Below are 14496 nucleotides of genomic sequence, written 5' to 3'. Positions count from 1 at the left end.
TCGTAATTTTAAACATGCCCCTGATCTCTAAATCCAAGTCAAATGAGAAGCAGGTCAGGAATCAGATTTTTTATAGGAGCGGTGATCATTCTGTTCGCCCTGGTCAAATATTGCTCGTCTTCAGAAGAGAACCCCTATACCGGAAAGATGCAGAATATTACCATTTCTCCCGATGAAGAGATCGCACTGGGGCTGCAAAGCGCCCCGCAAATGGCCGCCGAGTATGGCGGACTTTACCCTGACAGCAAGGCTCAGGCTTTGGTCGATGCCATAGGTGAAAGGCTGGTAGATAACAGTGTGGCCAGGGAAACGCCTTATCAATATGATTTTCATCTTCTCGCAGACCCGCGAACCATTAATGCATTTGCATTACCGGGTGGGCAGGTTTTCATTACTTACGGCTTATTCTCACGTCTGGAAACGGAAGATCAGCTGGCCGGGGTCATCGGTCATGAGATTGGCCATGTGGTGGGCAGGCATTCTGCCGACCGTATTTCGAAACAAGGCCTTACCCAGGGTATAATCAGTGGGGTGGCAGTTGGGAGTGAAAGTGCGGCGGCTACCCAGATGACCGCCGTAATAGCCAATCTGATCAATATGAAATACGGTCGTGAAGACGAGCTGGAAAGCGATGAGCTCGGAGTGATTTTCATGCTCAGAGCAGGCTATGATCCGAATGAAATGATCAGGGTTCAGGAAATCCTGAAAGAGGCAGCCGGCCCTAACCGCGTACCTGAATTCCAGAGTACCCACCCCGATCCTGACAACCGCATTGAGAAGATCAGAGAAGCCATCGAAAAATATGGCAATTCATATTAAACATTCTGATTTTCAGCTAAATTTCTTAGTGATTTTGAGCGTATTATCTTAACTGAATAATATGTATTTCATCGTTTATTTGTCGAATTTTTTTACATTTTGTCTGTAAAACCATAATTTTAAGAACATTAGAAAGGCAGTTCTGTCTTTTTGGTCCCTATGTCTACTTTGTAATAATCTATTTAAAGCTATAACAACTTTTGTGTAATAGTTTTAAATAATTTTTATGACTACATTATTACTTCTAAAAGAGATCTATGTGAATTCTTTTACGGAGTTTGAAAACAGGTTTATCGCCAATTTGTTAAAGGTTATGAGCTGGTTTTGCTTTACCTGTCTCATTTTGGTGTTTTACGCCTTTTTTTATCGCCTGTTTACCGGATTCACATTTCAGTGACCTAAAAAAAATCCCGCCAACTGGCGGGATTTTTTCTGCTAAATCAAAATCAATTGCTGTCTCGAAAAAGACATTTATACCGAATTCAGGACCTTTAGTACTTCTGTGGCGTTGAATTGTTCGGCGTAATCACGGGCGGTTAAGCCAGTTCTTTTATCTTTCTTAGAGAGGTCTGCCCCGTTTTCGATCAGAAGTTCGAGAATTACAGCCCTGTCATATCTGGCCGCGTACATAAGTGGAGTCATTCCTCTTGAGGTTTCGTTAAGATCAGTACCCAGATCGATCAGTCGTACTACCATATCGAAATCATCCTGGGCAATTGCGATACAGAACGGTGATACATCATGTGTCAGAACCACAGTTTTTTTCTTTTCCGGGTCAATACGCTTGTTGTTGGCTGCCGAGCTAAGCGGTGATGCCAAAAACAAAAGCATTACAAAATATATTAAAGCTTTCATGGGCTTGTTATTGTATGGTTGCTACTTAAAAGACGTCTCATAATGATAGTTGTTTCACTTTTTAACCGTGTTTAACTATAATTTAACGTCAGCATCTTCTTTTTAAGATATTTGAAATGAGTGTGTTACCTTCAGGTGTCTCAGGAGTGGCTCTTGAATATTACACGGTTCAGCTTCCGGCAGGACTTCCTATTTACTGTTATTAGTGGTATCTTTGAATCAGATAAATGCATTTATGAATAAGAAAGTAATACTCATGATACTTGATGGTTGGGGGATGTCTCCCGATCCGAAGGTTTCGGCTATTGAGAATGCTGATACCCCTTTTATCGACGGTCTCTATGATCAATACCCGCATGCTACCTTGCAGACTGACGGCTTAAATGTTGGTTTGCCTGAAGGGCAGATGGGGAACAGTGAAGTAGGGCACATGAACCTGGGAGCCGGAAGGGTGGTGTACCAGGATCTGGCAAAGATCAATATGGCGGTAAAGGAAAATACCTTAGCCGATGAGGCAGTTCTCACCGATGCCTTCGAATATGCCCGCAACAACGACAAGAAAGTTCATCTGATCGGTCTGGTGAGTGATGGTGGGGTGCATTCACATATCGAGCATCTCAAAGGACTGATGACGGCAGCTAATGATTACGGACTTGAAAAGGTATATGTGCATGCCTTTACAGATGGAAGGGATGTTGACCCGAAGAGCGGGAAAGGTTTTATAGAGGAAGTGCAAAAGCATGCCGCTAAAACCAATTCGAGACTTGCTTCTGTTATTGGAAGGTATTATGCCATGGATAGGGACAAGCGCTGGGAGCGGGTGAAACTTGCCTATGATCTTATGGTTCGCGGAGAAGGGGCTCCTTATAAAAATGCCCTTGAGGGAATACAGGAAAGTTATGATCAGGGGGTGACCGATGAATTTATCAAACCAATTGTGGTTCATGATGCCGATAATCATCCTGTTACACTAATTGAAGAAGGTGATGTGGTGATCAGCTTTAATTTTCGTACCGATCGCGGACGACAGATAACCCAGGCCCTGACCCAAAAAGATTTTCACGAGTACAATATGCATCGTCTCGATCTCTACTATGTCACCATGACCAATTACGATGAAACCTTTAAGGGTGTTCATGTGATCTATGACAAAGAGAATATTAAAGATACGCTGGGAGAGGTGCTTTCAAAGGCAGGGAAAACTCAGATACGTATCGCGGAAACAGAAAAATACCCCCACGTAACTTTCTTTTTTAATGGCGGAAGGGAAGAGCCTTTCGAAGGAGAAGAGCGCATATTGTGTCCGTCACCAAAAGTGGCGACTTACGACCTGAAACCGGAAATGAGCGCTTATGACGTAAGAGACATGATCATTCCTGAATTGAAGAAAGGCAGTGTTGATTTCGTCTGTCTTAATTTTGCCAACCCTGATATGGTAGGACACACAGGTGTAATGGAAGCGGCCGTTAAGGCCTGTGAGACGGTCGATGCGTGTGCCAGGGATGTTGTTAACACCGGTTTGGAACACGGTTATACCTCGATCATTATCGCCGATCATGGAAATTGTGATACAATGATCAACCCCGATGGTTCTCCAAATACGGCTCACACTACCAATCCTGTTCCCATCATTTTGGTGGATCCGGATTTAAAAAATGTTAAAAGTGGTAAACTCGGTGATATCGCTCCGACTGTTTTACGACTTATAGGTGTCGATCAACCTGAAGCTATGACCCAAAAATCCCTAATTGATTAAGTATGAGATATTTTATTACCGGCTTACTGGGGCTCTCCCTGTTTGCTTGCGGAGGTAATCCCGAAAAACAAAAAACGGAAGAAACCGCTGAACTGCAAGTCGAAAAGATTTCAACAGAAAGCCAGGAAGAGGAGGTGCTTACAGGCGAGCAGCCCAGAAAGGCTATCGAGGCTGCGCCTTACCAGAATTGGTTCGGGCCCGGCTATGAATCTTATAAAGTAGATAAAGATTTGCTTCCTGAGATCAGTGAGCAATTAAAAGGTAAGACCATTACTATTTTTATGGGTACCTGGTGCGGAGACAGTCAGCGTGAGGTCCCTCACTTTTTCAGGATTCTTGATGAGGCGGGCTTCCCTGAAGATCACGTACGCCTGATCACTATGGACCGGAATAAGACCACGCCCGAAAACCTGGAAGAGGGATTGAACATCATCAATGTGCCGACATTTATCTTTTATGAGAACGGAGAGGAGATGAATCGTATGGTGGAATTTCCTCTGGAGTCACTGGAGAGCGATATGCTGAAGATTTTGAAAGGTGAGCCCTATACCAATCCCTACGGCTATTAATCAGTACAGCTGAATTTTAATCCTTACAGCTATCTTATCTTGCTTATATTTGCAGTGAAGAGAGCGGTGTCATTTGACATCATTTAAATGAAGTAATATGTTTTTGTTTATCAGTGGCGGAGAGATCGTTTTTATACTCTTTATCCTTGTCATGGTTTTCGGAGCTGATAAGTTACCTGAGATCGCGAGAGGACTTGGAAAGGGTATGCGTCAACTCAAGGATGCCACCAACGAGGTGAAGGCAGAAATACAACGCAGTGCGGAAAAGCAGGGTATCGATACCGAATTCAGTAAGGATATCAAAAAGGAGATCGACGAAGTTAAAGATGATATTGAAGATTTTACCGGCTCAGTAAAACGCAAACTGTAGATGTTTGAACTGATCGAGGAATCTGACAGGGAGCTGTTGATCTTTCTCAATAATCTGGGCCTGGAAGATTACGACCGTTTTTGGTCAACCGTCACCCTGATTGAGACCTGGGTTCCCCTTTACATCATTTTCGGAATTCTTATCTATTTCACCTATAAAAATCAGAAACCCTGGTTGCAGATCGCAGTCGGGGTTTTGACTTTTTTACTGACCATGACCCTTACTGCTTCAGTAAAGAATCTGGTGAGAAGGCTGCGTCCCAGTAATGAATCAGAATTAACAGAGTTGTTGAGAGTTCTCACCAGTGCAGAGTCTTATAGCTTCTTTTCCGGACATGCAGCCAATTCGTTTGCGTTGACGACCTTTGTGGTTCTTGCCGTACGTTCAAAGTATGGCTGGGCTCCTGTTTTTTATCTCTGGCCGCTGTTATTCAGTTTCAGCCGTATCTATGTGGGCGTACATTATCCTACAGATATTGTCGTGGGAGCCCTGGTAGGTCTTCTTATGGGAAGTCTGATGTTTTCATTCCAGCAGCGATATTTCCTTCCCCGCAGTTAGAATTTATTTTTTCCGGCTGATCGTCAGGCCATCGCGTATAGGAAGAATGACGGTCTCCACCCTTTGATCCTGATTGATCATCGCATTGTAGGCTTTGATGCTTTCTGTTTGCCGATCTTTTTTACCCGGATTTTCCTCTGCCACTTTTCCGCTCCATAAAACATTATCTGATAATATAATACCTCCCGGGTTCATCTTATCGATCACCAGTTCAAAATAGCGTGTATAATTCTTTTTATCGGCATCAATAAAGACCAGGTCAAACCTTTTGTCGATGGTGGGAATGATATCGATGGCGTTGCCCGTATAACTGAAGATCTGATCTCGGTATTCGCTACGGTCAAAGAATTGACGTTGTAGCGCTTTGAGTTCTTCATTCACATCGATGGTGTGCAATTCTCCTTCGGGGTGAAGTCCTTCTGCCAGGCAGAGTGCTGAGTACCCGGTGTATGTTCCTACCTCAAGAACTTGTCGGGGGTTGACCAATTTTGAGATCATACTTAATACACGGCCCTGGTAATGACCACTGAGCATACGTGGTTGAAGTACCTTGAGATGAGTTTCCCGGCTTAATTCCTGCAATAGTTCAGGTTCACCGGCAGAGTGTAAAGTAATATATTCTTCAATGGAGTCGGGCAGGAAGTGCATATTCTCTGTTTTTTTTGACAAAGTTAAATTTTTATACGCTGTCTGTTCTTGTGCCTTGGAAGAAAGTAATTGTATTTTTGTGCAAAAAGCAGCTCATGGATTTCAGGAATACCCTTGAATTTTCTCAACAACTCGACAGGGAAGACCCGCTCTCTTCATACCGGGATGAATTTATATGTCCGCTTATCAACGGCAAACGGGCCATATATTTTACCGGGAACTCGCTGGGTCTGCAACCGAAAAGAACCCAGGAATACGTAAATGAAGTGATGAATGACTGGGCCGGTCTTGCGGTAGAAGGTCATTTCAAAGCTGAAAAGGCCTGGTGGGATTACCATGAAAGGCTTGCAGAACCCTTATCTGCAGTGGTGGGTGCACTGCCGGAAGAGATTACCGTGATGAACACCTTAACGGTAAACCTTCATTTATTGATGGTCAGTTTTTACAGGCCGGAAGGAAAGAGATTTAAGATACTTTGCGAAGAGAAGGCTTTTCCTTCTGATCAGTACATGTTGAACAGCCAGGTGCGGTTTCATGGGTATGATCCCGAGGAGGCTATCGTTGAGGTGGCCAAACGTGAGGGAGAACACCACTGGCGAACTGAAGATGTGATCCAAAAAATCGAAGAACTGGGAGATGAGCTTGCCCTGGTTCTGATAGGAGGGGTCAATTATTACAACGGACAGGTCTTTGATATGGAAGAGATCACTAGGGCCGGTAAACGGGCCGGGGCTTTTGTAGGATGGGACCTTGCCCATGCCGCAGGAAATGTCTTGCTGAAACTGCATGATTGGGATGTTGATTTTGCAGCCTGGTGCAGCTACAAGTATATGAACAGTGGGCCTGGTAATGTTTCAGGGGTTTATATTCACAAGCGTTACCATGGAATGAAAGATATACCGCGTTTTGAAGGTTGGTGGGGTACCCGCAAGGAAAGCAGGTTTTTGATGGAACCTGAATTCGAGCCTATGCCCAATGCAGAAGCATGGCAGCTGAGCAATGCTCCCATTTTATCGGTGGCACCGTACCTGGCCTCTCTGACGCTCTTTGAAGAGGTGGGTATGGAACGGCTAAGGGCCAAAAGCACAATTCTTACGGCCTACCTGGAATTTATTATGAAGGAAGTGGCGCGGGATGTAAAAGGAAATTTTGAAATCATCACTCCGAAAGAACGTGGTTGTCAGTTATCGGTCTTTCTGCATGGGGAAGGAAAACAGGTCTTCCACGAGTTGATGAACCGCGGTGTGATCACCGATTGGAGAGAGCCAAATGTGATCAGATTAGCTCCGACTCCGTTTTATAATTCTTTTGAAGAGATGTATCGCTTCGGGGAACTATTGAAAAATATACTGGCAGAATAAAAAATGACCGCAGGCCAAAACCTGCGGTCATTTTCTGATTTTTGTGAATTTATCCCAGGGACGGTAAGCGCATGGGAATATCCATTAAAAGTATCCTTGATCCACCAACAGCCTTGATCGATACCGAGTCGGTTTCGCTGATGCCCAACCCATCTCTTTTACCGAGTTGGGTTCCGTTGACCTCGGCCTTACCTTCCAGGACAAACAGGTATACCCCGTTCTCTTCTTGCTTTATACGGTGCTCGATGGTCGTATCCGGGTCAAGATCGGCCAGATAGAACCAGGCATCCTGGTTGATGGTTACTCCTTCACTATCAGAGTCCGGAGAAACGATCTGTTGCAGTTTATTTTTGCTGTCTTCGGGATTTAAAGTGATCTGATCATAAGAAGGCGCTACGTTCCTCTCTTTTGGAAATATCCAGATCTGCAGAAATTTCACCTCCTTATCTTCGTTATGGTTGTATTCACTGTGGAAGATTCCGGTGCCCGCTGTCATAGATTGTACATCTCCTTCTTTGATCACCTTCTTGTTGCCCATACTGTCTTCGTGCTCAAGATCGCCGTAAAGGGGTATTGAAATGATCTCCATATTATCGTGCGGGTGTTTTCCAAAGCCCCGTCCCGGAGCAACCGTATCGTCATTGAGTACTCTTAATACACCGAAGTGCATACGTTCAGGATTGTAATAGTTGGCAAAACTGAAACTGTGATAACTGTCAAGCCATCCGTGGTTGGCATGACCTCTGCTTTCTGCTTTGTGTAAAACCGTTTTCATAATGTTCTCTTTAATTAACAGATCAAAGTTCCGGAAAATCAGAATGCCGGTAAATGTTGAAATCGTGAATAAAGATGTCAAAATGAGTCATCCAGTGATTCTCTGAATTCAGTAAGCGTTTTTCCCGTGCAGGCTTTAAACATTTTGCTCAGCTGCGAAGGGTTGCTGTATCCAAGTTCGTAAGCGACCGACTTCACCGAGTTTTTAGGGTTGAGTAATCTTCTTTTAGCCTCTATGATAATCCTGTTCTGAATAAAATCTTTAGTGGAGCTGCTCAGATAGGTTTTTACCAGTTTGTTGAGGTAATTTGGGGTGATGGAAAGTTGCTGTGCATAATCTCCCGCCTTATGCCATACGGCATAGTTTTGATTCACGAGTTTTCTGAACTCTCTTATGGTGATCAGGGCGTTATCAAGCGTGTGGTCACGGTTCTTACCCAGGTCACAACTGCTGTTGCTGAGAATGAGGAATAACCGAAGGTTCGCCCCCAGCGCTTCATACCTGAATGTATCCTGCATTTCCTGACAGTTCAGCATTTCCTCGGCATAGTGGCCTAGTTTTTCAAGGATAGCAGGCTCCGGCACTAAAGGCGGACTGTCGCCGTACGGCCTGAAAAGATTGATATTCTCAAAAAAATCAGGATCTATTCCTGAGCGTATCAAAAAATCGTGGTTGAAAACAATCACATAACCGTAATTCGGAGCGGTCTCCTTTACACGGTGTACTTGTCCGGGACTCAGAAAGAAAACAGATCCCGCATTATAGGTATAGTTCCTGAAGTCAATCTGATGCTCTCCTGTTCCCCCGGTAATGATCATAATCACGTAATAATCATGACTGTGAGGATCAAAATCCCTGGGTTTCCCGGCATCCTTTCCCTTCTCGATCTTCTGAGCGACAAAGTAGCCGGTATCCCTGTGTACCGATTTGAATTCGAGTAGTTTCATGATATTTTTCTTTCCCGAAGGGATGATCTCAGCACTTAAAAATAAACTATTTTAGACTTATCTAATGAAGGCACTGCGTTTAATATGGTCGAACCCTGTTTATATTTCGGTGGCATGCGTTTTTGCCTCCCTGAATATTCTCATCGGTACCTGGGCCATCTATATTCCGGAGATCAAAGAAGAACTGCTTCTTAGCGAAGGGGAACTGGGACTGGCGCTGTTCTTTTTTGCGCTGGGTACTCTTACTTTCATTCCCCTTTCGCCATATCTTCTGAAGCGTTATGGTCCGGGCAGAGCAACCGGTGCTGGCATATTGTTCTATTGTGTGGCTTTCCTGTTTCCGTTTCTTGCCTATGATTTCTGGAGTCTCGCCATGGCTCTTTTCATCACAGGAGCAGCATCGGGATTTACCGACATCGCAATGAATACCCTGGTTTCTGAAAAGGAAAAACAGGATGATGTTTCCATTATGTCGGCTGCCCACGGGTTTTTCAGCCTTGGCGGCGTAATCGGGGCAGGAGTCGGAGGGATTTTGGCCGGGGTTTTTAAACTTCCGTTCCATCATATGCTACTCGTATCCCTTTTGTTGTTCGTGGTGAATTTCATCTTAATGCGAAATTACAAGGGAGTTCAGGGTACTGAACAAAATGAGAATGACGGGGTGCCTGCTTTTCTCAAACCTTTGTTGGGACTCGCAATTATATCATTTATTATCATGGCCAGTGAAGGTGCTGTGGTTGACTGGAGTGGTTTATACCTTCAGGAGGTCAGTAGCGTAAAAAGCACCTGGTTAACGGGAATGGGATATACGCTATTCTCTGTAACCATGACCGTCGGGCGATTCCTGGGAGATGAGATCAGCAGTAAAAAAGGGGCGGTGAGATTGATTTTGGGCGGGTTGATGACCGGTATAGCAGGTTATCTGCTGATACTTTCCGCAGACATATATACAGCCATAGCGGGCTTTGGTTTACTGGGAATGGGTTTTTCGGTCATTGTACCCGAACTATTCAGGATGGCCGGGAGTTTTGACCGTATACCACCGGCCAGGGGTATTAGTTTTATCGCGGGAACAGGCTACCTGGGTTTTCTTTCAGGTCCCGTAGCGCTGGGATTCATTGCTGAGGTCACCGGTCTGCGGTACAGTTTCGTTACCCTCCTGGCCGGAGCCGTTATGGCGTTTGTTGTCACATTGTTGTTGTGGGCAAGAAAGAAGTAACTATCACGGGGTCTGAGTCTCTGAAGCAGTGACCTCCAGTCCTGTAAAATAAAGCTTGAACTTACCGGTTTCATCCTGGTGCATGGTGGCGATCTGAAGCCCTTCGAGATTTTCATAATCTTCCCAGGTTGTCTTCATGCAAACAGCCGTATCGTTGTCTTTTCGGTATACCCATTCTTTGACCTTATTTTCCTGATCCAGGTAAAAATCATAACCATCACCCGGGGTATATCCGCCTTCCCCCACATATACTATGCTGAATTTTTGAAGGCTGTCATTGCTGATTGGTGCTTTATCAAGGTAGGGTTCTTCATATTCGTACCCCTTGTCCCAAACCAGTTTGTAAGGGGCGAGCAACCAGTATACATCATTGACAAAGGCTTTGTCTGCCTGAAGTACGGTGCTGTCAATGCTTGCCCGATTATAGGATACGGTATCTTCAGCGTAGATCATGGTAACTGCGTCTGACTTAGGCTGCCAGATCCAGTGCCTCTCAAAATGGGTGGTATCCCGGTCTACATTAAAAGTGAATTGTATCTCCTCTATTTTATCCCAGTTTTCGAACCCATGTGCATAGGCGATCTTTTCAGGTGCTGACAGGGGCTTTTTATCGGTCTCTTCATTACAGGAGATGAGTAGAAGCAAAACGAGAGCTAAGGGGTATAGTTTGGTCATAACGGCAAATTTTGTCTACGGTAAATATATTAAAAAGAGAATCAATTTCTCACAAGTTCTGTGGAGTCAGGATGTTATTATGCTATTTTGTATCTTTAAAAGAAAAGCATGGGAACTACAAAGGAATATTCTAACGGGGAGGTAACGGTGATCTGGAAGCCTGATTTGTGTATCCATTCTGAAGTTTGCGTCAAGGGCCTTTCAGAGGTTTTTAAGCCTGATAAGAAGCCATGGATACAAACTGAGGCAGCCCCCTCGAAGGCTATCGTAGATCAGGTAAAAAAATGTCCTTCAGGTGCGCTTGATTATTATTGGAATGATAAAGAAAAAAAGAAGGAACTAATGGATCAGAACGAAAAAGAAGCATCTGGAATTAAGGTGGAGATAATAGAAAACGGGCCTTTAATGGTCTATGGGCAGCTCAATGTAGAACATTTTAACGGGTCTTCTGAGGTGAAGAAGAAGGCAACCGCCTTTTGTCGTTGCGGATACTCTGAGAATAAGCCTTATTGCGACGGGAGTCACACAGGTGAAAATTTCCAGGGTTAAGGATTTCAAAGGGCATGAATGCTCATACCACCATCGATCACGATGTTCTGACCGGTAATGTACGAAGCCTTGTCCATGGCAAGAAATGCTACCGCCCCCGCCATTTCTTCGGCCTTTGCCACTCTTTTCATGGGAGTTCTTGAAAGCACCGGATCGATCTTTTCAGGTTGGGCGAGCAGAGATTTTGTCAAAGGAGTTAAAGTGAACCAGGGAGAAACTGCGTTGACCCTGATGCCATAAGCAGCCCATTCACGGGCCAGACTTCGTGTCATCTGTAACAAGCCGGCCTTTGCCATGCCGTAGGGAGCTCCGGTATGATCATCGACTATGGCGGCAACCGAGGAAATATTAATTACCGAGGCATGCTGACTTCTCTTTAGCAGCGGTAACATCACCACCGATATTTCAAAGGGAGCGGTCAGGTCTGTATCAATTATCTTTTGGTACTCCTCACGGCTGTATTCATGAGATGATTTCCTGATGTTCATTCCTGCATTATTGACAAGGATATCCAGTTTGGAAAACCGTTGTTCTATAACTTTTGCCAGCGCCTTCTGATCTTCTTCCTTAGTGACATCACTCTGAAGTCCTGATACCTGCAATCCTTCTTTTTTTAACGACTCTTCGGTTTTATCAATATCCGTTTGATCCCTGCCGGTAAATAGTACTTCCGCACCAAGTGAGGCCAGTTCTTTAACAATCGCCTCTCCAATACCTTTACTGCCTCCGGTAACCAGGGCTTTTCTGTTTTCTAAGTTCCACATATCATTAAAAGTACAGTATTCTTCAGAAAAAACATGAGAGGTATTTTTATGGATGCATTGACGAGACTCAGGGTAGATAAAAATAAAAGATCCTGTGATCTGGCGACCACAGGACCTTTTCCCTAAACTAATACCTACTACTATGTAATGATTGATGTAAATATAAGGAGTGTGATCTGATTCTCAATAACATAAACGACTAAAAATCAGATATTTAGGTTTATTTAACGTTTTCTTTATTTTAAAGAACCAAAGGCTACAAAATCCGTAAGAAAAGATGTCAGTAAGCGCATAGCCTTTCTCATAAACGGAGGTCCTGTTGAAAAAATACTTCTTACATAGTCTGCTTGAAATACGGCGGGGTGTTAGGTAGAAATAAAAAGTCCTCTGCCAAATTGAACAGAGGACTTTTCACCCTAAACTAATACCTACTACTATGTAATGATTTGTTTTATATACGAATGAAATAAGCTGCTTGGTTTTCGTAAATTATTAAAAATGAGTCTTATAACACAATTTTAACATTGTGTTGAACGGGGCTCGGTCAACCTGCCCAATAAAAATACATCAAGGTTAAAAAAAAGCCCCGGCAACATTAAAATTTGCACAAGGCTTTTTTACCTAACTAACTATACTGCTAAATCATCTTGTAATTATATACGGTAAATCAGCCCGGTCGGTTCTTTTGGGTAGGTTGTTAGTTGATGACTTATGAGGAACGCTTTATCGTTACCAAACAGAAAGGCCCGGAAACAAAAAGTCCTCCGATCCGAAGAACAGAGGACTTTTTTCCCTAAACTAATACCTACTACTATGTAATGATTACTTTATATACGAGCGATTGCTCTTTTCGGATCTTCTGGAGCGAATTAATTTGAATTTTTAACATTATCGCCAGCTGAACCGGCAGTTTTACAGAAGATAAATAAATGGCTATACCGGGGATTTAAAACCATAGTTAAAAAGAAACAGGCTTTCTTATAATAAGAAAGCCTGTGCGGGTTATTAAGACGCTTAAAGCGGGATTTTCTAAGTATAATACATACGAAGAAAGGGTTGATATTAGCCGTGGGTTTTGCGTTAAAACTTTATTAAAACTCATCGGGGTTTTTCATGATCTTATCAGCTCTTTTCATGATCGCTTCCAATTGATTTTTGTCCATTTTGTCGAGCAGGCTGTACATCATTCCCATACGCGGATTATTCTTAAGTCTCTCTCTTTTCTGTTCCAGAAAGTTCCAGTAAAGAGCGTTGAAGGGGCATGCCCGTTCGCCGGTTTTCTTACTGTGATAATAATGACACTCCTTACAATAATTACCCATTTTATTGATGTAATTGGCAGAGGAAATATACGGTTTGGTGGCAATTACGCCACCGTCGGCATACTGACTCATTCCTCTGGTATTGGTAAGTTCTACCCATTCTATGGCATCTGCATAAATTCCCAGGTACCATTCGTCTACCGCTTCAGGTTCGCATTGCATCAATAAGGCGAAATTACCCGTTACCATGAGCCGTTGAATATGGTGTGCATAGGCATTGTTGAGCGACTGTTTGATAGCATGTTGCAGACACTTCATTCTGGTGTCACCTGTCCAGTAAAAACCAGGCAGGTCATTATGGTTATCCAGTGCGTTCTTTGATTTGTATCCGGGCATTTCTTTCCAGTATATTCCTCTCATATACTCTCTCCAGCCCAGGATCTGCCTAATGAATCCTTCGGCCTGTGAAATGTCGATTTCTTCTTTGTTCTGATAGTAATGATCTTCGACTTTATTAACGATCTCCTCAGGATTGATCATCTTGCTGTTAAGGGAAAAGGAGAGGCGCGAGTGAAACAGGTAGGTGGTTTCGGTATGCATGGCATCCTGGTAGTCTCCAAAATGAGGAAGCAACCTATCGCAAAAATGATCCAGTAACTGCAGGGTTTGCTCCCTGTTCACTGGCCAGTTGAAGTTATTTTCATCTAAATTCCCTATGGTACGAACCCCGTTTTTTTCGAGCATCTCTTTAATGGGCCGTGGATCATTCTCAAAGGTCAGTGGTTCGGGTATTTTTGGTTCTCCCTTCCACTTTTTTCGGTTGCTCTGATCGTAATTCCATTCTCCACCTTCCGGGTTGTCATTATTCATGAGCACCTTGTGTTTCTTTCGCATATGGCGATAGAAATTTTCCATGAGCAGTTGCTTCTTTCCCTTAAAGAACTCAGACAGCTCTGAACGTTCGGTATAGAAATGTTCGGTTCCGGTCATACCGGTATCGATGTCGAGATCATTACAGATTTCCTTCAGCTGTTTATCAAGTCTGAATTCATCAGGTTCCATGTATTCAAAACGATCATAAGAGCCCTGCTTTAATTCATCTTCCAGCAGGGTTTTGAGCTTATGCGGATTTTCATCCATGTCCAGTTTGTAATAATGTACCTGAAGGCCTTGTTTTTTCAGGTGATCTGCAAAAGAGCGCATGGCGAGGAAAAAGGCGCAGACCTTTTGTACATGGTGTTTTACATAGTCTGTCTCCTGACGCATTTCAGCCATGAGATAGGTTATATTATCGTTGGTTTCCCTGAACCAGCTGTGGTTATAATTCAACTGGTCTCCCAAAATAAGTCTTAACGTGGCCATAGAATTG

Annotated in this window: 16 protein-coding genes; 9 read left to right on the top strand and 7 right to left on the bottom strand. The window is 43.6% G+C overall.

All coding sequences use genetic code 11. The annotated features are described in order from the left end of the window. Positions 1 to 42 precede the first annotated feature (42 nt). Both K7R10_RS05045 and K7R10_RS15330 read left to right on the top strand, forming a co-directional pair. On the top strand, positions 43 to 819 hold the full coding sequence (locus tag K7R10_RS05045) for a M48 family metalloprotease (RefSeq protein ID WP_224483586.1): 777 nt from the start codon (positions 43 to 45) through the stop codon (positions 817 to 819). Between the two features lie 226 nt (positions 820 to 1045). After that, on the top strand, positions 1046 to 1216 hold the full coding sequence (locus tag K7R10_RS15330) for a DUF6747 family protein (RefSeq protein ID WP_370631295.1): 171 nt from the start codon (positions 1046 to 1048) through the stop codon (positions 1214 to 1216). A 74-nt stretch (positions 1217 to 1290) separates the two neighbouring features. On the opposite strand, the gene K7R10_RS05040 is transcribed toward K7R10_RS15330, so the two are convergent. Then, positions 1291 to 1674 carry an ankyrin repeat domain-containing protein gene (locus K7R10_RS05040; RefSeq protein WP_224483585.1) on the bottom strand — a complete coding sequence of 128 codons (384 nt, stop codon included), beginning with the start codon at positions 1672 to 1674 and terminating at the stop codon, positions 1291 to 1293. A 235-nt stretch (positions 1675 to 1909) separates the two neighbouring features. On the opposite strand from K7R10_RS05040, the gene gpmI reads away from it, so the two are divergent. The 4 genes from gpmI to K7R10_RS05020 all read left to right on the top strand — a co-directional run bounded on the left by gpmI (position 1910) and on the right by K7R10_RS05020 (position 4927). After that, on the top strand, positions 1910 to 3430 hold the full coding sequence (gene gpmI, locus K7R10_RS05035) for a 2,3-bisphosphoglycerate-independent phosphoglycerate mutase (RefSeq protein ID WP_224483584.1): 1521 nt from the start codon (positions 1910 to 1912) through the stop codon (positions 3428 to 3430). Positions 3431 to 3432: 2 nt separating this feature from the next. Continuing rightward, entirely contained in the window at positions 3433 to 3999 is a 567-nt protein-coding gene (locus K7R10_RS05030; RefSeq protein WP_224483583.1) for a thioredoxin family protein, read from the top strand. Between the two features lie 97 nt (positions 4000 to 4096). Beyond that, a complete protein-coding gene (locus K7R10_RS05025) occupies positions 4097 to 4369 on the top strand; it encodes a Sec-independent protein translocase subunit TatA/TatB (RefSeq protein ID WP_224483582.1) in 273 nt (90 codons plus the stop codon). Continuing rightward, positions 4370 to 4927, top strand: a complete 558-nt coding sequence (locus tag K7R10_RS05020) for a phosphatase PAP2 family protein (protein WP_224483581.1) — start codon at positions 4370 to 4372, stop codon at positions 4925 to 4927. 3 nt (positions 4928 to 4930) lie between these two features. Here K7R10_RS05020 and K7R10_RS05015 read toward each other — a convergent pair whose 3' ends face one another. Continuing rightward, complete coding sequence (locus K7R10_RS05015; RefSeq protein WP_224483647.1) at positions 4931 to 5575, bottom strand: O-methyltransferase; 645 nt, start codon at positions 5573 to 5575, stop codon at positions 4931 to 4933. Positions 5576 to 5670: 95 nt separating this feature from the next. Here K7R10_RS05015 and kynU point away from each other — a divergent pair, with 95 nt between their 5' ends. Further along, a complete protein-coding gene (kynU, locus tag K7R10_RS05010) occupies positions 5671 to 6936 on the top strand; it encodes a kynureninase (RefSeq protein ID WP_224483580.1) in 1266 nt (421 codons plus the stop codon). A gap of 49 nt (positions 6937 to 6985) precedes the next feature. Here kynU and K7R10_RS05005 read toward each other — a convergent pair whose 3' ends face one another. After that, entirely contained in the window at positions 6986 to 7711 is a 726-nt protein-coding gene (locus tag K7R10_RS05005) for a pirin family protein (RefSeq protein WP_224483579.1), read from the bottom strand. A 77-nt stretch (positions 7712 to 7788) separates the two neighbouring features. Then, the gene (locus tag K7R10_RS05000) at positions 7789 to 8658 is read right to left on the bottom strand and encodes a helix-turn-helix domain-containing protein (RefSeq protein WP_224483578.1); all 870 of its coding nucleotides are present in this window, start codon (positions 8656 to 8658) and stop codon (positions 7789 to 7791) included. 64 nt (positions 8659 to 8722) lie between these two features. Between K7R10_RS05000 and K7R10_RS04995 the strand changes: the two genes are divergently transcribed. Next, positions 8723 to 9877, top strand: coding sequence for an MFS transporter (locus K7R10_RS04995; protein WP_224483577.1), 1155 nt, complete (start codon positions 8723 to 8725; stop codon positions 9875 to 9877). A 3-nt stretch (positions 9878 to 9880) separates the two neighbouring features. Here the strand turns inward: K7R10_RS04995 and K7R10_RS04990 are convergent, their stop codons facing one another. After that, positions 9881 to 10552 carry a hypothetical protein gene (locus tag K7R10_RS04990; RefSeq protein ID WP_224483576.1) on the bottom strand — a complete coding sequence of 224 codons (672 nt, stop codon included), beginning with the start codon at positions 10550 to 10552 and terminating at the stop codon, positions 9881 to 9883. Between the two features lie 108 nt (positions 10553 to 10660). On the opposite strand from K7R10_RS04990, the gene K7R10_RS04985 reads away from it, so the two are divergent. After that, positions 10661 to 11101, top strand: a complete 441-nt coding sequence (locus tag K7R10_RS04985; RefSeq protein ID WP_224483575.1) for a (4Fe-4S)-binding protein — start codon at positions 10661 to 10663, stop codon at positions 11099 to 11101. Between the two features lie 5 nt (positions 11102 to 11106). Here the strand turns inward: K7R10_RS04985 and K7R10_RS04980 are convergent, their stop codons facing one another. After that, on the bottom strand, positions 11107 to 11865 hold the full coding sequence (locus K7R10_RS04980; RefSeq protein ID WP_224483574.1) for an SDR family oxidoreductase: 759 nt from the start codon (positions 11863 to 11865) through the stop codon (positions 11107 to 11109). A gap of 1091 nt (positions 11866 to 12956) precedes the next feature. Further along, a complete protein-coding gene (locus tag K7R10_RS04975; RefSeq protein WP_224483573.1) occupies positions 12957 to 14489 on the bottom strand; it encodes a cryptochrome/photolyase family protein in 1533 nt (510 codons plus the stop codon). Positions 14490 to 14496: the final 7 nt, after the last annotated feature.

This window comes from Robertkochia aurantiaca (genome assembly GCF_020166495.1).
Classification (GTDB): Bacteria; Bacteroidota; Bacteroidia; order Flavobacteriales; family Flavobacteriaceae; genus Robertkochia; species Robertkochia aurantiaca.
This window is presented reverse-complemented; position numbering and strand designations above follow the sequence as displayed.